The organism is Streptomyces sp. CA-106110 (assembly GCF_050936285.1).
GTDB lineage: Bacteria > Actinomycetota > Actinomycetes > Streptomycetales > Streptomycetaceae > Streptomyces.
Map to the genome: position 1 here is coordinate 10,286,159 of NZ_JBNJNB010000001.1, position 18,742 is coordinate 10,304,900.

Sequence of the window (18,742 nt, forward strand, 5' to 3'; positions counted from 1 at the left end):
CACTCATCCGAACCTGGCGGCGAGCCGCCGGTACAGCCCCGGTGCCGCGCCGCGCACTCGCGCGGGCAGGCGCAGCCAACCGGGTACGAAAACCTCGTCCCGGCCCCGGCACACGGCCGACCAGACGGCCTCCGCCACCCGTTCGGGCGGCACCGGCTTCGGCCTCGACCGCAGATAGGGCACCCCGCGCCGATCGAAGAACGGAGTGTCCACCACACCGGGGACCACATGGCTGATGCCCACACCCGTGCCGCGCAGTTCGTACCGCAGGGCGTCGGCGAAGGTGCCGAGTGCCGCCTTGGCCGCGGAGTAGACGGCCTCGTCGCGTACGCCCACCGTGCCCGCGAAGGATCCGATGATCACCACGCGTCCGGAGCCGGCTTCCACCATGTGGGGGAGAAGCTGCCGTATGAGGTGCATCGTGGCGAGCACATCCACGCCGATGACCTCGTCGATGTCGCGGGCCGGCATGCTGCCGAAGTCGCCCGCCCAGCCGATGCCGGAGCACGCCACCAGCAGGTCCACCCGGCCCAGGCGGTCGAGTGCGAACTCGGCCAGTCGGCGGTGGGCACCCGGCGTGGTGTGATCCGTGGGGAAGACGATCGCGGAGGTCTGCGCGGCGACACGGGTCAGCCGGGTCATGTCGCGCCCGTTCAGCACCAGCCGCCACCCTCCCTCTGCGGCGAGGCGCCCGGCGACGGCGGCTCCGATGCCGGAGGACGCGCCGGTCACCAGTGCCGTACCCCGCCGAACCGACCGGCCATCGGAACGCCTGCCCGTCTCGGACGGCGCGTCCACAGGGAAGGCGGAAGTGGATCGAACACGGGAGGGAGCATGAGACATGGCGGCTGACCTCAGCTGCGACTGGCGGACACCGGAGTGACGGGCGGAAGGCGACTGCTCCTGGGTTCGAGCCAAGGGTGCGGACGGCGGGTATCCCGATCGCCACACTCCGAAACTCGGCAGGGGGTCGGAGGCGTTTGGACATGGATGGACAGGGACAATCAGTACTGATATGTGCATTTTCCCCTGCGTCGCCACAGTGGGCGACGCGAGCGGACGCGACCTGTCCGCCGACGACAGGTGACGGGCGCGGCTCCGCCGATGGGATCGCACCACGATCGGCCGCCCCCGCAGCCTCTCCCGCATGCCGTGGCTGAGCCTGCCCGGCGCGCCCGGCGTGACTCCCGGCGGCTGCTGATCGTCAGCGCGAGCATGGGGTCCGGACACGACACGGTGGCCGCCGAACTCGCGCGCCGTGCGTGGAGCAGCGGTCACGAGGCACAAGTGGTCGACGTCCTGGGTCTGCTGCCGCCCGGCCTGGGAATGGGCCTGCGCAGCGGCTACCAGGCATCCGTACGGAGCTTCCCCTGGGCGTACGCGGCGGTCTATCGCGTGTTCCTGCGGCGCGGGACCGGCCGTCGGCCCAGTGGCGTGCCGCTGGCCAGGCTCGCCGGCGACCGCCTCATGGCACTGGTGCAGGACACCCGCGCGGACATGGTGGTTCCCGTCTTCCACGTCGGCGCGCAACTGACCGGTCATCTGCGGTCCCAGGGTCGGCTCCGGGTGCCGAGCGTCGTCGTCCTGATCGACTTCGCCGTGCACCGGCAGTGGCTCCACGAGGGCAACGACAGGTATCTGTGCGTCACGGACCAGGCCGCGGAAGAGGTGCGTCAGGACATCTCCGTATCCGCCGACGCGGCCGGACCCGTCGTGGCACCCGAGTTCTTCGCGCCGGCGGCCACGGCGGCCCTGTGGGCACGACGCTTCGAGCGGCACGCTCCCGGACGCCCGCCGGTGCTTCTCTCCGCGGGCGCCTGGGGAGCCGGCTCCCGCCTCCCCGGCACCGCACGGCTGCTCGCCGCGCGCGGTTTCCTTCCTGTGGTCCTGTGCGGCCGCAACGAGCGGCTCCGCAGCACCCTGTCCGGCGACGCGGGAGTGCTCGCCCTGGGCTGGAGCGCCGACATGCCCGGGTTGCTGCACGCAGCCCGGGCTCTGGTCGACAACGCCGCCGGGCAGACCGCGGTACAGGCCCTTGCCGCGGAGCTTCCGGTCGTGGGGTACCGGCCCCTGCCCGGCCATGGCGCGGACGGGGTACGGCGTATGGCCGCACTCGGCCTCTCCGACCTCGCGGTCGACGAGCGTGAATTGCTCGACGCGCTGGGGCGAATCGCCGTAGCCGGTCCCGACCGGAAGCGCCGTGCGGCTCAGGGCCGCGCGCTCTTCCGGGACGATGTCCTGACACGGCTGCTGGCGGTCATCGACACGGCCGCCTGATCAGCCGAACCGAAGGACGTCCTGCGTCCGGCGGGAGGTCCCGCCGGCTCTCGGCAGGTTCTCCGGGCTCACCGACCGCGGCGGGCTACGCCGATGGTCAGCCCCATCGCGGCGAGCCCCAGAAGGAGCGTCACCGCGCCGAGGACGCAGTTGTTCCAGATGATGCCGGCCGTCGCGCTGTGGGCCGCGGTGACCACCCAGGGGGAGATCAGAAGCCACACGCCGAGCGGCGCGACCACCCACGCCACGCGGAACATGCGTTCCGGTGCCATGGTCAGGCACAGCCCGATGAGGGCGAGGGTGATGCCGACGATCAGATTGCTGACGGTGAGATTGCGCTCAGAGGCCGAGAAGTGCACGACCCAAGCTGAGATCGCGGCGTAGACGCCCGCCAGGAGGATCAGTCCCTCGATGGCGATCGCCGAGCCGCTGGAGGCCGTGCGCTCGAGCCGTTCCCGCATCTCTGCCAGTTCGGGATGCGTGCCCATTGCACTGGTGGACTGCCGCGGATACGACATCGCTGCCGTCTCCCCTCTATGAGAGGTTATTCCCTTAGGCAACGAATTCCCCAATATGGGTGATTTATTCATCCTTTATGGCATTTGCTCCAGTCGGTCAGGGCGGCGGAGGCAACGCGTCGGGAGAGTCACCCCGGCTGCCGCCCCTCGGGGCCTTCCCGCTGGGGCAGATGGGCCAGGAACCACCGCCCGGCGGCCTCGGCGACCTGCTCCAGGGCGCCGGGTTCCGGGAAGAGATGGGTTGCACCCGGTATCACGTAGATCTCGTGCGGCGCCGACAGCGCCGCGGCGGCCTCCTGATTGAGATTCAGGACCGTTTCGTCGTTGCCCCCGACGATGAGCAGGACCGGTGCCGTCACCTGCTCCAGGGCGTCGCCCGCCAGGTCCGGCCGCCCGCCCCGGGAGACGACCGCATACACCCGCTCCGGTTGCTCGGCCGCCGCCATCAGCGCCGCGGCCGCCCCCGTACTGGCCCCGAACAGGCCCGCGGGAAGGCCCCTGGTGTTGGGCTCCTGCGCCAGCCAGTCGAGAGCGGCGCCCAGGCGCCGGCTCAGCAGAGGAATGTCGAAGCGGTACTGGGCCGTCGCCGCGTCCTCGCGCTCTTCACGTTCGGAGAGCAGGTCCAGCAGCAATGTGCCCAGTCCCATCTTGTGCAGCTCGGCTGCGGCCGCGCGGTTGCGCACGCTGAGCCGGGAACTGCCGCTGCCGTGTGCGAAGAGCACCACCGCGGGTACGTGCCCGGGCACCACCAGGTCACCCGTGAGCACCGCTTCCTCGGTGGGCACCATCACCAACTCGGAGATCATCCTGTTCATCTCCCCGTGGCTGTTTGATATCCGGTTACTGCGGGTACCCAGGGTGGGCCGACACGCGCGCTCCGACGGTCCACCACCGGCCGCGACGTCCCGGGCTCAGGCCGGGTGGAGGTCCCGCAGCTTCTTGAGCGCCTCGAGCACTTCCTGATCGGAGACCTGCTCGTAGTCGGAGTACCACTCGCCCACCGACCCGAGGTGCTGCGGCTGGTGCAGGCAGATCACGTCGTCGGCCTCTTCCTGCAACTCCCGCGCGGCGTAGCGGCTGCACACGGGGACGGCGAGGACGAGGCGGTGCGGGGCCTCGCGGTGCAGATGGCGCAGTGCCGCCCGAGCTGTGATGCCGGTCGTCAGTCCGTCGTCCACGAGTACCACGGTGCGTCCCGTGACGTGTGGCGCGGGGCGCCCTGCCCGGTAGAGACCTTCGCGCCGGTACAGTTCGGCCCGTTCCCCGGCGACCTCCGAACCGAGCTTGTGCTCGTCCAGCTGCATCGCCTCCAGGCCCACGGCGTCGAACAGCGGCGGATCGTCGTCGACGATCGCGCCGATGCCGATCTCCGGAGCACCGGGCACGCCGATCTTGCGGACGACCAGTACGTCCAGGGGGACCTTCAGGGCCCGGGCGATCTCCGCCCCGATCGGAACACCGCCGCGTGGCAGCGCGAGCACGATCACGTGGGTGAGATCACCGCTGCCGGCCCACTCCAGAAGCCGTTCGGCCAGTTCCTGTCCGGCTTGCCGACGGTTGCGGTAACGCACGGCGTTGCTCCCTTCCTCGCCTCCTGGCGCGGGCCTGCGGGGCCTGCGTACACGGTGGTCGACTCCAGCCGTCGCGGACGGAGCACCCATGGGTGCCTACTTCGCCCTATACCCACGCAAGATGTGCTTCAACGAGCGCGGGTACCCAGCGTGCCGACACAGACGCCGAATCTGCGCTCGAATTCGGGTGGACGGTGCCGTGCGGCCGCTGGCCGCTTTCCCTGTCGACTACCTGGGACCGCTCGGGCGGCTCGGCAGACCTCAGAGCTGGATCAGCTGGTCCGCCGGGTCGGGGAGGCGGTAGGCGGCGAGTACGGCGGTGTCGTCGTCCAGATGTGCGTTGCTGAAGGCGAGCAGGTCCTGGTGCAGGTGGTCCAGGAGTTCACGGGGCGGGAGCGCGCCCCATTCCCGGAGGCGTTCGATCAGGGGGTAGAAGTTTCCGTCGGGGTCGCGGGTCTCGGTGACACCGTCGGTGTAGAGCAGTAGTTGGTCGCCGGGCCGCAGGGACTCGACTTCCACGCGGTAGTGGTCACCGATCAGAACGCCGAGGTTGATGGGGGGCGAGGGATCGGCCGATTCCAGCTCGGTGACCCCGCCCGGGCCGATGCGCAGGGGTGGTGGGTGGCCGCAGTTGACCAGGCGCACGACGGGTTCGTCCTCGGGGATCTCGGCGAACACCGCGGTGACGAAGCGCTCCGCCATCTCGCTGCTGGGCAGCTGGGCGGCTCGGCGGGCCATGCTCGTCTCCACCCGGTGTGCCACCGCGGCCAGATCCGGCTCGTCGTGGGCGACCTCGCGGAAGGCGCCCAGCATGGTTGCCGCCGTCTCCACGGCGACCAGGCCTTTGCCCCGGACGTCACCGATGAGCAGGCGGACCCCGTGCGCGGTGGGCACGGCCTCGTACAGGTCCCCGCCGATGTTCGCCTCCGCGGCGGCGGAGAGGTGGAGGGTTTCCACACAGACCTGGCCGAGGCGGTGGGGGACCGGGCGCAGCAGGACCCGTTGCGCGGTTTCGGCCACGGCGCGCACCGTGGCGAGGGCTCGCTCCCGGCGGGTGCGGTGGGCGGCGACGATGGCGCCGAGGGCGCCGATCAGGGCGGTGGAGATGTACGCGGCCACATAGTGGCGCTCCCACAGGAAACCCACCGAGCGGCCCGCACAGCACGGGGTGCCGGCGAGGAGGGCCTCGAGGGCGATGGCGCAGACCGTGACGACGGCGACCGTGGTGGGGCAGTGGGCGAAGGCGGCGACCAGGGGAAGGGCGATGAGCAGGAAACTCACCGGCCATTGCACGGGAGTGACCGGCTCGATGGCCAGGACGATGGCGACGTACATGGCCGGCAGCCAGCGCATCCATGCGGGCGGGGCCGGCACCTGCATGCCCGAGTTGTTCGGCTGGGGCGTACGGCGGTCCTCGGCGCGACGGCGGCCAGGCCCGATCACCTGTCGCTCCGCAGGGGGCGAGCCCACATCGGAACAGGCCTCGGGGGACCCGGGGCGCACGTGGTCGCACGGCCCGGCGCCCGGGTAGAGCCCCGGCGGATCCATTCACTCGGCCTGTGCACAAGAACTCCTGGCAGGGCATGGTCCAACACAACCGGCCTGATGCGGTCCGTCAGATCGACCCGGTCATTGCTCCGCAAGGGAATGTCAGGATCTTTGGTTCGATCCTACGATATAAAGATCACGCAGAGTAGGTCCCGCACGCCGCAGTGCACGTACTGCGGCGTGCACGTACTGCGGTGGTGAGCGGGGGGAGCGACAAAGCACTGCACAGCCGCATCGGTACCGGGAGCCGAGAACCGTCGTCGGGACCTCGACCGCCACCGCGACGGACCGTGCGCGGCCGTGACCGGCCGGTTGCCGCCCTCTTCGTCCACCGCGGGGGGCCGCGTCCGGCGGACCACCTGTGCATGTCAACGAGTCGCATCCGGGCTGGGTTGGGTACTCGGCGAAAAGCAGCATGGAACGACCGGAAGCCGGCCATGGAACATGGCGGATCCCGCCCGCGGTTCATGTCGGCACACGGAGGGAGATCTGGGATGCAAACCGAATCCTTCCACGTGAACGGCGACCAGTCCGGGGCGACCGGGCTGCTGGCCCTCCTCAGTGTCGCGGCGGTGGTGCTGGACTCCGAAGGGCGCATCGTGTTCTGGAGCCCGCAGGCCGAGGAACTGTTCGGCTACACCGCGGAAGAGGCCCTGGGGAGCTACGCGGCGCGCCTGCTGATCCAGCCGGAGCACTTCCAGGCGGTCCTCACCCTGTTCGCCGAGGTGATGCAGACCGGCCGCAGCTGGGCGGGCGCCTTTCCCATCCGGCACAAGGACGGCCATACCAGGCTGATGGAGTTCCGCAACATGCGGTTGCTGAACGACGTCGGGGACGTCTTCGCCCTGGGCATCGCCGCCGACCACCGCACACTCCAGCGCGTGGAGACCGACCTGGCACTGTGCGAGCGGCTGGTGAACCAGTCTCCGATCGGCCTCGCCCTCCTGGACCCCGAGCTGCGCTTCCTTCTGATCAATCCCGCATTGGAGCGTATCGACGGCCTGCCCGCCCACGAGCACATCGGCCGCCATCTGAAAGACACCCTGTCCATCCCCGACATCGACACCATCGTGTCCGCCCTGCACCAGGTGCTGGCCACCGGAACCCCGATCCTCGACCAGTATTCCGTCGGCCGCACCCCCGCCGATCCCGACCACGACCACGCCTGGTCCATCTCCTTCTACCGGCTGGACGACCCGGGCGGACGCATTCTTGGCGGCGCGATCTCGGTCGTGGACATCACCGAGCGCCATCGGGCAGCCACCGAGGCCGATCGGGCGCGACGCCGTCTCGCCCTCATCGCCGACGCCTCCGCCCGCGTCGGCACCACCCTGGAAGTGGACCGCACCGCCCGCGAACTGGCCGATATCGCGGCCCCCGTGCTCGCCGATATCGTCGCCGTGGACGTGCTCGACTCGGCCCTCGCCTGCCGCCGCACCGGAACACCCGGCAGCGGCCCCGAGCTCTTCCGCGCTCTCGCCTTCAAGGCGGCGCACCCCACCGTGGCCCTCCGTGCCGCCGATCCGCCCGGTGACCTGGCCACCTACGACAGCGACCGACTGGTCACCCTGTGCGTCCACAACGGCCGGCCGGTCCTGGTGCGGCACGTGGGCGAGAACGACTTGATGCGCATCGCCCGTGACCCCGAGGGCACCTCGCTGCTGGCTCGCGCCGGCGTCCACTCCTACCTCGCCGTGCCCTTGATCGCCCACGGCGAGGTGCTCGGGGCCCTCGACCTCAAGCGCACCCGCAACCCCCTGCCGTTCGACGACGACGACGTCGTACTCGCCAGTGAGCTGGCCGGTCGCGCCGCCGTGGCCATCGACAACGCGCGGTGGTACCAGAGCGTGCGCAACACCGCCCTCACCCTCCAGCGCAGCCTGCTGCCCAACCACCCGCTGCACCACAACGGTCTGGAACTCGCGACCCGCTACCAGCCCGCCCAGGCCACCAGCGAGGTGGGCGGCGACTGGTACGACGTCATCCCCCTGGCCGAGGACAAGACCGCGCTCGTGGTCGGCGACGTCATGGGCAACGGCATCGACGCGGCCGCCACCATGGGCCGGCTGAGGACCGCCACCTGCGCCTACGCGGACCTCGACCTCGCCCCCGACGCGGTGCTCCAGCACCTGGACAAGATCACCTGCGATCTGGAGCACTACATCGTCACCTGCGTCTACGCCGTGTGCGATCCGCAGCGAAGGCAGTGCCACATCGCGAACGCAGGACACATGCCGCCCGCTTTGGTGCGTCCCGGACGCGCACCCACCCTGCTGGACCTTCCGCCCGGAGCTCCGCTCGGTGTCGGCGGCGTCCCCTTCGAGACCACCACCGTCGACCTAGGCCCCGGCGATCTGCTGATCCTCTACACCGACGGACTCGTCGAGACCCGCCACCACCCCATCGACGACCGCCTCGACCTCCTGCTGAGCCTCCTGGACGAACCCTCCCGTCCGCTGGAAGAGACCTGCGACCTCCTGCTGCACGGGCTCCGCCACCCGGACGACCACGACGACGTGGCCCTCCTCGTGGCCCGTGCCCAGTAGCGCATGCGCGTCCGCGACACGGGCGGGGCGGCACGGTCGCTAGGGAAGGAACGCGGCGGTCCCGGACGACGTTCCGGCTTCGGGTCCTTGCCCGCGGCGCAGAGGCCTGGGCGAGGCAGGCGTGGGCACGAGGCCCAGCTGCTGGGCGCGGAGCACTGTGCTGATGCGGTCGCGTGTGCCGAGTTTGCGGTAGATGTTCTCGACGTGCTTGTGGACCGTACGGCTGGAGATCCCGAGACGGCGCCCCATGGCCGTGGCGGTCAGGGCGTCCGTGAGGAGTAGAAGGACGGTGGTCTCCCGGGGCGTCAGATCGCAGTCCTGGGCGGGTCCGTCAGGGGCACCCGCGGTGTCCGCCCAGACCACCGTCCGCTGCCAGCGTTGCAATAGCCGCCGCTGCTGCTCGACGGCGGCCAGGAGGGGCTGCATCTGCCGGCCCAGGCGTATGTGGTCGTCGTCGAAGTCCCTGCCGGAGCGGTAGATGAGGCATCCGGTGACCGGCGTGCTCGACCCGGGCAGCGGGATCGCCAGAACATGGTTCACGTCCATGAGCTCGCCGATCAAACGTGCGGTCGGGCTCGAAGGCCATCGGGTCCCGGCGACCTGACGGGCCGTGACAGGCGCCCGCTCGTGTTCCGTCGCGTAGTGCTGTGCGAAGGGGTAGCCCGTCCGCAGAAGTCCCATGGACTCCTCATCGAGCAGCTCGAACGCCGCCCCGCCGGGTGGCAGGCCCACCGTGCCGCTGCTCTCGTTCCACTCGTCCAGCTTGTAGATCAGGGCTTCGCCACCGCACACGCCCGGCAGGGTTTCGGCGAAAAGCGGCCACAGCCGGTCCGGGTCACGCTCGTGCAGCGCTGCCACGGCCACCGACAACATGCGCTCATAGGCATTGCCCCGCCCGTACGTCACTTGTCCCTCTCCACCCGTCCGCGTACGCAGTTATACCCATAGCAGCGCAAGGCCCGACTGACGCAAACTTCAACCGACGCGCGTCATGTTCTCGGATGGACTCCGCCGCCCCGGCGCTGGGGTGGCCGTGGCCGAGGGCACCGGGTAACCGTGTAGACCGTGACTCGCCATCGCTCGTCGAGGACGACGAGGTCGATGAGCCGGTGCATGGCCGCGCTCCCGCGCATCGTGGCCGGGTTCTCCGCGGTGCCGTCAGGGCCCGCGCGGGGCGCCCTTTTCGGACCGACACCACAGTCTCGGGCGGCCGTTCCTGGCTTCGCCCGGTGAATCCCGTGCGGGCCGCCGGCACAGGGGACCGGCGGCCCGTACGGTCGGCGACTCCCCGCGGTACGGCGCAGACGTGCCGGCGGGCCCGGAGGCAGCTGTGCCCCAGGACCGGACGAAGCCGTGGCTCAGAGCCTGGACCAGCGCGCCAGCGCGAAGGAGAAGAGCCCGAACAGAGCGACGCCGGCGGCGACCAGCGCCAGCAGCCATGGCCCGAACGGGGTGCCGGCGAACGAGCAGAGTGTGTCGTCCAGTCCCTTGGCCTGGTCGGGCCGGTACCTGATCGCCGCCCGCAGTGCGAAGGCCCCCGCCGCGGCGAACACCAGTCCGCACGCCACGCCGCCGCCCACACCGGTGATGTCGACCAGCCGCCGGGCCCTCCGGGACATCTCGCCCAGCTTCAGGTCCTCGTGGAAGTCCCGCCGCACGGCCCGTATCCCGATCCACACGCCGGTCCCGATGACGCAGGCCGCGGCGATCCCGACGATCCACTGGCCGGCGGGCATTCCGAGGACCTTGGCGGTGACGTCCCGGGACTGTTCGTCGCTGGACCCGCCGCCGTCTCCGGCGCCCGCGGCGAACAGCAGTACGGAGTAAGCGACGAACGCATAGAACACGCACCGGACCAGCGCCGGCAGTCGCTGCTTCGCCTTGCCGCCGTCCGGCCCGACCGAGCCGAACACCGCCTCGGACAGCTGCCATAGCGCCATGCCGGCGAGCCCGATGCCGAGCGCCCACAGCAGGACGGCGCCGAACGGCTCGTGCGCGATCTCGGCGAGGGCGCCGCCGCGATCGGCCTGCTGCTTGCTGTCACCGAAGGCGATCCGCAACGCCAGTACGCCGATCAGCAGGTAGATCACCCCGCGTGCGGTCAGCCCGGCCCGGGCGGCGCCCCGTGTCACAGAGCCCTTCGCGGCACGTCGCGCCGCCATCCGGCCGGACGGGCCCATGGCACTCGTTTTCATCTCGACCTCCCGGAACCCGGATGCCCCGGCAACCGGCGGACACGCGCACGGTTCACCCGCTGGGCATGTGTGCCTCAGCGGGAAAAGTCGACACGAGCGCGGGCTGCGGAAGGATTTCGGCATGATGCGGCGGCAGGTGGTGACGGTCGGCGTCGACCTGGCGGCGAGTGCACGGCGTACCGCTGTGTGCCGGACGGTCTGGGGCGCCAGGGGTGAAGTGGCAGTGGAGTTCGTGGTGCCCGACGGGGACGACGAACTGCTGGCGATCGTCCGGGCGGCCGACAAGACCGGACTGGACTGTCCTCTCGGCTGGCCGTCGGACTTCGTCGCGACCATCGCGGCCCATCACCAGGGTGTACGGCTGCCGCCACCGGTGAGGTTCGAGGCTCGTGCGGACGGAAGACCAGGTCTGGACGCGTTGCGCTTCCGGCTGACCGACGACCTCACTTGGAAGGCGACGTCGATGCGGCCACCGCTGTCGGTGTCCACCGACCTGCTGGGTGTGGTGGCGCTGCGGGCGGCCTATCTGCTGGACGCGCTGGCGGCGGCCGGCGTCACCGTGCCCCGTGACGGATCAGGACCGGTCGCCGAGGTCTACCCGGCGGCCGCACTGCGGCGTTGGGGGATCCGCCCGGCCCACAGCTACAAGAGCGGGGCGCCCGAGGCGCGGGTCGTCCGGGAGCACATCGTCGCAGCGGTCGAGGCGGGCCTCGGGCTGCCGCTGCCCGAGCAGGTGCGTGCGCGGTGCGCCGACAGCCATGACCATCTCGACGCCCTGGTCTGTGCCCTGGTCGCCCGCGCCGTCCAGTGCGGCGGCACCGTGTGGCCGCACACTCCGGACGAGCGTGCGGTGGCTCGGCAGGAGGGGTGGATCCATCTGCCGGACGCGGGTCTTGCCGCCTTGCGGACGGGGTCCCGCTGAGGGCCACGTCCTGGCGGCGGCAGGACGACCGGGCCTGCGGTCCCCACCCCATGGACTGTTAGCGAAGGCGCCGCTGAGGAACCAGCCGCCGCTACGGGGCGGCGGCCGTTCGGCGGCACGGAGGCGTGGCGGCAAAGCGGGTCACCGGGACCGAGTGGTCCCCTGCCCGAGGAACGCCGTGGTCGTCGCCACGAACGTGGCCGCGTCGTCGAGCCACGGGAAGTGGCCCGCTCCGGGCTGGACGACGCAGTGCGCGTTCGGAAACAGCCCGGCGAACTCCGCCGTCGTACGGGGAGGGGCTCCCGTGTCGACCTCGCCGGCCAGCAGCAGCACCGGTGGAGTGAACCGGGCGAGGGCGGCACGGGTGGCCTCCGGATCGAAGGCACCTTCGGCACCGAACGCTGCCACGATCTCCATGCCAGCTGCTCGTCCTCGGCAGCCCGGTGGGCGCGGGCCGTCTCGTCCCAACGGCCGTAGGAGAACGGCGCGAGGGCCTGCCAGTGCTCGTCGGTGCCCCGGCCCGCAAGGATCGCTTCGAGGGCCGCGAATGTGCCCGGGAACCACGGCTGGTCGCTGCGCAGCAGCGCGGTCTCGCGCCGGAGTTCGGTGGTGATCGTGATCCCGACGGCCCTGACGCTCGGCGTGACCAGTACGAGCTTGTCCACCCGTTCCGCATGGCGGCTCACGTACTGGGCCGCGAGATTGGCTCCGGCGCAGTGGGCGAGCAGATCCATCCGCTCCAGGCCGAGGTGCCGGCGCAGCGCCTCCACATCGTCGACGAGCCGGTCGCAGCGGTAGGAGACGGGGTCCTCGGGGGTCGCCGACCCGCCGGTTCCCCGGATGTCCAGCATGATCAGCTGCCGGTGCGCGGACAGGCCTCCGAGGTCGCCGAGGTATGCGGAGTCCTGGGGGCCGCCGGGCAGGCACACCACGGGGACGCCGTCTCCGGACACGTGGTACGCGAGCCTGGTCCCGTCGTGCGCGGAGAAGGTGGGCATGGCCCCGACACTCTCAGCGGCGCCCGGACGGCGGCAATGGGTTTTCGCCGGCGTGCGCGGCGAGCAGGACGCCGACCCGGGCGGCCATGGGGCGCTGACACAGGCGGTCTGCGGCCCGATGCGCGCCCGGTGCGCCGGGCCGGTGATGGCCCCGCGGCGGCGTGTGGGAGCGCGGCCGATCGGGTACCCGGCGGGTCCTGGCGCGGTCCGTGGGACGGGAGCGCCGCCGCCGAGGGCGACCGGCCCCAGCAGGCCACAAGTCCGCGCCCCCTCCTTGCAGCTTGGGAGAGACACCATGAAGGCAGCGGTATACGAAGGACCCCGGAACGTCGCCGTCAAGGACGTGCCGGATGCCAAGATCGAACACCCCTGCGACATCCTGGTGAAGATCACCACTACCAACATCTGCGGTTCGGATCTGCACATGTACGAGGGCCGGACCTCGCTCGAGCCCGGGAGGGTCTTCGGACACGAGAACCTGGGTCAGGTGGTCGAGGTCGGGCTGGCGGTCCGCAAGGTCCAGGTCGGCGAGTACGTCGTCCTGCCGTTCAACATCGCCTGCGGGTTCTGCAAGAACTGCGAACGAGGCCTGACGAACTACTGTCTGACCATGCAGCCGGACCCGTCCGCGGCCGGTGCCGCGTTCGGGTTCGCGGACATGGGTCCCTACCAGGGAGGTCAGGCCGAGTACCTCCGTGTGCCCTACGGGGACTTCAACGCCCTTCGCCTGGGTGAGGACGCGGCCGAACGCCAGAAGGACTACGTGATGCTCGCGGACATCTTCCCCACGGGCTACCACGCCACCGAGATGGCCGAGGTCAAGCCCGGGGACCAGACCGTCGTCTACGGCGCTGGTCCCGTAGGGCTGATGGCCGCGTACTCGGCGATCCTCAAGGGTGCCGGCCGGGTCTGGGTGGTCGACTTCCATGAGGACCGGCTGCGCAAGGCCGAGGAGATCGGTGCCATCCCGATCAACTTCGCCGAGCAGGACCCGGTCGAGGTCATCAAGGACGCCACCCTTGGCCTGGGCGCCGACAACGGCTGCGAGTGCGTCGGGTACCAGGCGCACGACACACAGGGCCACGAGGACGCGTCCCTCACTCTCAACGGGCTCATCAACGCGGTGCGGTTCACCGGCGCCATCGGAGTGGTCGGCGTGTTCATCCCCGAGGACCCGGGCGGGGCCGAGGCGCAGAACGAGCTGGAAGCTCAGGGCAAGATACCCACCGACTACGGCCTGATGTGGTTCAAGGGTCAGAAGATGGGCACTGGGCAGGCCCCGGTCAAGAAGTACAACCGGGCTCTGCGCGACTTGATCGCGGGCGGCAAGGCCGAGCTGGGCTGGGTGGTCTCCCACGAACTCCGGCTCGACGAGGCACCGACGGGCTACGAGCACTTCGACCACCGTGACAACGGCTGGACCAAGGTGGTCCTGCATCCCAACGGCTCCGGCTGACGGGCCGGCATCGGCGGCTCGGGGAGCGGTCCGCGTGACCGCGCTCGGGCTGCCCTCCTGGCGCACGAACGGGGCGGCGTACTCCGACGCGGTGTCGGTGTACGCCGCCCTGGGGTGGTACGAGGTGCGGGAGGCGGCCCGCGTTGTCATGGCGGTTACTTCGGGTCGTGGTTGAACTTCGAGGTCGACCAGAGGTAGCCGAGCACCGTGAGGCCCAGGCACCAGACGACGGCGAGCCATCCGTTGTTGCCGATCCCGGTGCCGAGCAGCAGGCCGCGCAGGGTCTCGATGGTGGGCGTGAACGGCTGGTACTGGGCGATCGGCTGGAACCAGCCCGGCATCGCGTCGATGGGGACGAAGGCGCTGGACAGGAGCGGCAGCAGGATCAGCGGCATGGCGTTGTTGCCGGCGGCCTCGGCGTTCGGGCTGACCAGGCCCATGCCGACGGCGATCCAGGTGAGCGCCATGGCGAAGAGCACGAGCAGTCCGAACGCCGCGAGCCACTCCAGGGCAGTGGCATCGGTGGAGCGGAAGCCGATGGCCACGGCGACGGCGCCGACGAGGACCACGCTGATGATCGACTGCAGCACGCTGCCGATGACATGTCCGACGATCACGGAACCGCGGTGGATCGCCATCGTGCGGAAGCGGGCGATGATGCCCTCGGTCATGTCGTTGGAGACGGACACCGCGGTGCCGACCACGGTGCTGCCGACGGTCATCAGCAGCAGTCCCGGGACGATGTAGGCGATGTACTGGGAGCGGTCCGGACCACCGCCGCCGATGCCCGCGCTCATGGTGTCGCCGAAGATGTAGACGAAGAGCAGCAGCAGCATGATCGGGGTGAGCAGCAGGTTCAGCGTCATGGACGGATAGCGCCGGGCGTGCAGGAGGTTGCGGCGCAGCATCGTGGAGCAGTCGCGTACGGCGAGGGCGAGAGAGCTCATCGGACAGCCTCCTTGGACTGGTGGGGGACGCCGGCGCCGCCGGTCAGGGCGAAGAAGACGTCGTCGAGGTCGGGGGTGTGCACGGTCAGCTCGTCGGCCTCGATGCCGGCGGAGTCCAGCCGGTCGAGGATGGAGCGCAGCTCGCGCTGGCTGCCGTCGCTGGGGATCTGCAGCGCGAGTGCCTCGTCGTCCCGGGTGACGGGGGGCAGGGTCAGGGCGGCGGACTGGTAGGCGGCCGGGTCGGTGAAGCGGAGCCGGACGTGTCCGCCGGGGATGAGCCGCTTCAGCTCCTCGGCGGTGCCCTCGGCGGCGATCCTGCCGTCGTTGAGCACGGCGATGCGGTCGGCGAGTTCGTCGGCCTCCTCCAGGTACTGGGTGGTGAGGAAGACCGTGGTGCCGCCGGAGACGAGCTCGCGGATGATCCGCCACATGGTGTGCCGGGAGCGCGGGTCGAGGCCGGTGGTCGGCTCGTCGAGGAAGATGATCCGCGGTTTGCCGACCAGGGTCATGGCGATGTCGAGGCGGCGCTTCATGCCGCCGGAGTAGGTGGAGGCGGGCTTCTTCGCGGCCTCGGTGAGGTCGAACCGTTCCAGCAGTTCTGCGGTGACCTGCCGCCCCTCGCGCTTGGACAGGTGGTGCAGGTCCGCCATGAGGAGCATGTTCTCCTCGCCGGTGATCAGACCGTCGACGGCGGAGAACTGTCCGGTGACGCCGATCGCGGCGCGCGCGGCCTGCGCGTCGGTGGCGAGGTCGTGGCCGCCGACGTGGATCCGGCCACTGGTGGGGTCGGGGGAGATGAGGGTGGAGAGGATCTTGACGGCGGTGGTCTTGCCGGCACCGTTCGGGCCGAGCAAGCAGAAGATCGTTCCTTCCGGGACGGTCAGGTCGACGCCGTCGAGCACGACCTTGTCGCCGTAGGACTTGCGCAGCCCGTTCGCCGCGATGGCCGGGTTGGTCATGAGGAGCTCTCCCTTTTACAGGCTGCGGGCGGTGATGTCGCCGTGGGCGGTGGTCGCGTGGATGTCCAGGCCGGCGGTGCCTTCGGCGTTCTTCAGCGCGTTGTGGATCCGGCCGTAGGCGGTGCCGGCGTCCAGGGAGGCGGAGACCCCGGGGGCGGCGCCGATCGAGATCTCGCCGTGCTCGGTGCGCAGGGTGACGGTGCCGCGCACGGCCTCGGCGATGTGGATGTCGCCCTTCTGGGTGCTGATCTCCGCGGGGCCGCCCAGGCGACCGACCGAGACGTCGCCGGCCTGAAGGGTGAGGCGGGCGTTCGCGGTCTCGTCGAGCTTGACCGAGCCCTGCGCGCCCTCGTAGTCGACGTCGCCGAGCCGTCCGACGCCCCGGAACTCGGCGGCGGCCGCCTTCGCCTCGACACGGGAGCCGGCGGGCAGATGGACGGTCACCTCGACGGATCCGGAGGCGCCGAGGATCCGGTTCTTCGCCGGTGAGGCCTCGATCCGCAGAACACCGTCGCCGTATTCGACCGTGGTCTGCTCCGCCGCCTTCACGTCGCGGCTCTTGGAGGCGTCCGCGGGCAGGATCTCGACCATGGAGTCGGCCCGGTCGGCGGCGATGAACCGGATGTGTCCCGCGGGGATGTCGAGGACGGCCGAGACCGGGGCGGGGGTGTCGAACCTCTGCATGGTGCTCTCCTTCTTCTGCATCGTGCGCTCCTTTGGACCGCTGTTTCCGACGCCAGAAACGCTACGTTGCATTCACTGAAGTGGCAACGCATCTGTTGCGTAAGAATGACATCAATGCAAGTGAAGGCCTAGAAATCGTTGCAATGGTTCGGAATCTAATGCAACAACCCTCACTTTGGTCGTTGCAATGGATGGAAAGTGAACGCTATAGTGGAGTCACCACGGACCACGAAGGAGACCCGCGATGCCGGGAGGCAGACTCACCCAGCAGGAACGCCAGCAGATCGCGCTGGGACTGGCCGACGGCCTCGCCTACGCGGAGATCGCCAGACGCCTCGACCGCCCGACCTCGACCATCACCCGCGAGGTCATGCGCAACGGCGGCCCCGCCGGCTACCGCGCCGACCTCGCTCACCGCGCCACCGAACACCGCGCCCACCGCCGCAGACAGACCGCGCCCCGGGACTCGACGACGCCCCCGCAGCCCTACGGGCGTGACGCCGAGGCGGTGCGCGAGTACGAGGAGGTGTTCACCACCGTCCTCATACAGTCCGGCACGCCCAAGATGATGGCCCGGGTGATGGCCTGCATCTGCCTCAGCGACACGGGCAGCGTCACCGCGTCCGAACTCGTCCAGCGTCTCCAGGTCAGCCCGGCGTCCGTCTCCAAGGCGGTCGCGTTCCTCGACGAGCAGGGCATGATCCGCCGGGAACGCGACGAACGCCGCCGCGAGCGCTACATCGTCGACGACGACATCTGGTACCAGTCGATGATGGCCAGCGCCCGCAGCACCGCCCAGCTCGTCGAAACAGCACGGCAAGGCGTCGACATCTTCGGCCCGGGCACCCCGGCCGGCACCCGCCTCGAGAACATCGCACGCTTCCTTGACTTCGTCTCCGAGAGCATCACCCGCGCCGCGGAGCAGGCGCGCGAAGTCCTCCACACGAAACCCGAATCGACCTCGGGCGGCGCGGCGGAGCCGAGTTCGGATCGCTGATGGACAGCCCCTCGCCTTCGTCGGCGTCGCCGACGCGTCCATCTGCCACGGCCGCCGCACCGACCAGGACGGCGTCTAGTGCTTGCGCCGGCGCCCTGACGCCCGTGGCCTCGGCTCGGCTCTGCGGGAGCCGGCGGTGATCTCCTCGGAGTCGAGTATGTGCTCGCCGTACAGGTCCTCCAGCCAGTTGGCCTGGTAGAGGGTGTCGAGGTAGCGCTCACCGAGGTCCGGGGCGATGGCGACCGCGGTGAGACGGCGTGAGTCGTGCCGGGCCAGCCAGTCCATCGCGCCGCTGACCACCGTCCCGGTGGAGCCGCCGAACAGGAACCCGCGTCTGGCCAGGCGGTGGCAGGTCCGGATGGTGTCCGCCTCCTCGACCCTGATGACCTCGTCCACGTAGGATTCGTCGAGCAGGGGCGGGGGCATGCTCATGCCGAGGCCGGGAATCATCCGGCGGCCCGGCTCGCCGCCGAAGCTCACCGAGCCGACGCTGTCGACCGCGACGATCCGCACCGGCCGGTGCCAGTGCCGGAAGAACCGGGCGCAGCCCATCAGGGTCCCGGTCGTGCCCGCACCGATGAACAGCACGTCCAGCCGCGGGAAGTTCTGGGCGATCTCCGGGGCGGTCCTGCGATAGTGCGCCTGCCAGTTGCCGGGGTTCGTGTACTGACTGAGCCACACGTACCGGTCGTCGGATTCGCACAGCGCGCGTACGTAGTCGATGCGGGCGCCGAGGAAGCCTCCGTTGGCGTCCAGATCGGCGATGATGTGGACCTCGCTGCCGAGAGCCTCCATGAGCAGTCGGGTGGACAGGTTGCAGCGGGAGTCCGTCACGCACAGAAACCGGTAGCCCTTGCTGGCGGCGATCATGCTGAGCGCAACGCCCAGGTTTCCCGAGGACGACTCGACCAGTACCGAGTCCGGCTTCAGTATTCCGTCCTGCTCGGCGGTCTCCACCATCTCGATCGCGGCCTTCAGTTTGATCGAGCCGGCGAAGTTGAAACCCTCGCACTTCAGGTAGAGGGAGCGCCCGAAGATCGACTCGAGGTCGACGTAGAGCTGGCTTTCGTTGAAGGCATAGGGAGCGGAGATGACGGGCACGGTGGCCTCCTGGTGCCGGAGCC

At 70.2% G+C, this 18,742-nt stretch carries 17 protein-coding genes and 1 pseudogene; 6 read left to right on the forward strand and 12 right to left on the reverse strand.

Going from position 1 to position 18,742, the window contains the following annotated elements; all coding sequences use genetic code 11:
- Positions 1–3: 3 nt before the first annotated feature.
- On the reverse strand, positions 4–843 hold the full coding sequence (locus ACQEXA_RS47545) for an SDR family NAD(P)-dependent oxidoreductase (protein WP_432924397.1): 840 nt from the start codon (positions 841–843) through the stop codon (positions 4–6).
- Positions 844–1,152: 309 nt separating this feature from the next.
- Here ACQEXA_RS47545 and ACQEXA_RS47550 point away from each other — a divergent pair, with 309 nt between their 5' ends.
- The gene (locus tag ACQEXA_RS47550) at positions 1,153–2,277 is read left to right on the forward strand and encodes an MGDG synthase family glycosyltransferase (RefSeq protein ID WP_432924395.1); all 1,125 of its coding nucleotides are present in this window, start codon (positions 1,153–1,155) and stop codon (positions 2,275–2,277) included.
- Between the two features lie 68 nt (positions 2,278–2,345).
- Here the strand turns inward: ACQEXA_RS47550 and ACQEXA_RS47555 are convergent, their stop codons facing one another.
- The 4 genes from ACQEXA_RS47555 to ACQEXA_RS47570 all read right to left on the reverse strand — a co-directional run bounded on the left by ACQEXA_RS47555 (position 2,346) and on the right by ACQEXA_RS47570 (position 5,809).
- On the reverse strand, positions 2,346–2,795 hold the full coding sequence (locus tag ACQEXA_RS47555) for an SPW repeat protein (RefSeq protein ID WP_432924393.1): 450 nt from the start codon (positions 2,793–2,795) through the stop codon (positions 2,346–2,348).
- A 128-nt stretch (positions 2,796–2,923) separates the two neighbouring features.
- Positions 2,924–3,601, reverse strand: coding sequence for a dienelactone hydrolase family protein (locus tag ACQEXA_RS47560; RefSeq protein WP_359392675.1), 678 nt, complete (start codon positions 3,599–3,601; stop codon positions 2,924–2,926).
- A gap of 105 nt (positions 3,602–3,706) precedes the next feature.
- Positions 3,707–4,366 (reverse strand): phosphoribosyltransferase, encoded by a 660-nt coding sequence (locus ACQEXA_RS47565; protein WP_432924391.1) that lies wholly within the window; start codon positions 4,364–4,366, stop codon positions 3,707–3,709.
- A 261-nt stretch (positions 4,367–4,627) separates the two neighbouring features.
- On the reverse strand, positions 4,628–5,809 hold the full coding sequence (locus ACQEXA_RS47570; RefSeq protein WP_433132975.1) for a PP2C family protein-serine/threonine phosphatase: 1,182 nt from the start codon (positions 5,807–5,809) through the stop codon (positions 4,628–4,630).
- Between the two features lie 599 nt (positions 5,810–6,408).
- On the opposite strand from ACQEXA_RS47570, the gene ACQEXA_RS47575 reads away from it, so the two are divergent.
- Positions 6,409–8,460 (forward strand): SpoIIE family protein phosphatase, encoded by a 2,052-nt coding sequence (locus tag ACQEXA_RS47575; RefSeq protein ID WP_432924385.1) that lies wholly within the window; start codon positions 6,409–6,411, stop codon positions 8,458–8,460.
- Positions 8,461–8,499: 39 nt separating this feature from the next.
- Here ACQEXA_RS47575 and ACQEXA_RS47580 read toward each other — a convergent pair whose 3' ends face one another.
- Positions 8,500–9,333 (reverse strand): LuxR C-terminal-related transcriptional regulator, encoded by an 834-nt coding sequence (locus ACQEXA_RS47580; RefSeq protein WP_433134767.1) that lies wholly within the window; start codon positions 9,331–9,333, stop codon positions 8,500–8,502.
- 485 nt (positions 9,334–9,818) lie between these two features.
- Entirely contained in the window at positions 9,819–10,655 is an 837-nt protein-coding gene (locus ACQEXA_RS47585; protein ID WP_433132977.1) for a DUF1206 domain-containing protein, read from the reverse strand.
- 121 nt (positions 10,656–10,776) lie between these two features.
- Between ACQEXA_RS47585 and ACQEXA_RS47590 the strand changes: the two genes are divergently transcribed.
- A complete protein-coding gene (locus tag ACQEXA_RS47590; protein WP_432924379.1) occupies positions 10,777–11,577 on the forward strand; it encodes a DUF429 domain-containing protein in 801 nt (266 codons plus the stop codon).
- A 141-nt stretch (positions 11,578–11,718) separates the two neighbouring features.
- Here ACQEXA_RS47590 and ACQEXA_RS47595 read toward each other — a convergent pair.
- Positions 11,719–12,575: pseudogene (locus ACQEXA_RS47595) on the reverse strand (alpha/beta fold hydrolase).
- Positions 12,576–12,870: 295 nt separating this feature from the next.
- Between ACQEXA_RS47595 and ACQEXA_RS47600 the strand changes: the two are divergent.
- Together ACQEXA_RS47600 and ACQEXA_RS47605 are read left to right on the forward strand one after the other, a co-directional pair.
- Positions 12,871–14,031: a glutathione-independent formaldehyde dehydrogenase gene (locus ACQEXA_RS47600; protein WP_432924377.1), complete on the forward strand. Its 1,161-nt coding sequence runs from the start codon at positions 12,871–12,873 to the stop codon at positions 14,029–14,031.
- A gap of 34 nt (positions 14,032–14,065) precedes the next feature.
- Complete coding sequence (locus ACQEXA_RS47605) at positions 14,066–14,206, forward strand: hypothetical protein (RefSeq protein ID WP_359392689.1); 141 nt, start codon at positions 14,066–14,068, stop codon at positions 14,204–14,206.
- Here ACQEXA_RS47605 and ACQEXA_RS47610 read toward each other — a convergent pair.
- Genes ACQEXA_RS47610 through ACQEXA_RS47620 form a run of 3 tightly spaced genes read right to left on the reverse strand, consistent with a single transcriptional unit; the run spans position 14,187 to position 16,621 of the window.
- Positions 14,187–14,978 (reverse strand): ABC transporter permease, encoded by a 792-nt coding sequence (locus ACQEXA_RS47610; protein WP_433132979.1) that lies wholly within the window; start codon positions 14,976–14,978, stop codon positions 14,187–14,189. The two genes, ACQEXA_RS47605 and ACQEXA_RS47610, sit on opposite strands and share 20 nt — an antisense overlap.
- Positions 14,975–15,937: an ATP-binding cassette domain-containing protein gene (locus tag ACQEXA_RS47615; RefSeq protein ID WP_432924373.1), complete on the reverse strand. Its 963-nt coding sequence runs from the start codon at positions 15,935–15,937 to the stop codon at positions 14,975–14,977. Before ACQEXA_RS47615 ends, ACQEXA_RS47610 begins: the two co-directional genes overlap by 4 nt.
- Before the next feature lie 15 nt (positions 15,938–15,952).
- A complete protein-coding gene (locus ACQEXA_RS47620) occupies positions 15,953–16,621 on the reverse strand; it encodes a DUF4097 family beta strand repeat-containing protein (RefSeq protein WP_432938920.1) in 669 nt (222 codons plus the stop codon).
- Positions 16,622–16,865: 244 nt separating this feature from the next.
- Here ACQEXA_RS47620 and ACQEXA_RS47625 point away from each other — a divergent pair, with 244 nt between their 5' ends.
- Complete coding sequence (locus ACQEXA_RS47625; protein WP_432924371.1) at positions 16,866–17,618, forward strand: helix-turn-helix domain-containing protein; 753 nt, start codon at positions 16,866–16,868, stop codon at positions 17,616–17,618.
- A gap of 75 nt (positions 17,619–17,693) precedes the next feature.
- Here the strand turns inward: ACQEXA_RS47625 and sbnA are convergent, their stop codons facing one another.
- Positions 17,694–18,719, reverse strand: a complete 1,026-nt coding sequence (gene sbnA / locus ACQEXA_RS47630) for a 2,3-diaminopropionate biosynthesis protein SbnA (RefSeq protein WP_432924369.1) — start codon at positions 18,717–18,719, stop codon at positions 17,694–17,696.
- Between the last annotated feature and the right edge of the window lie 23 nt (positions 18,720–18,742).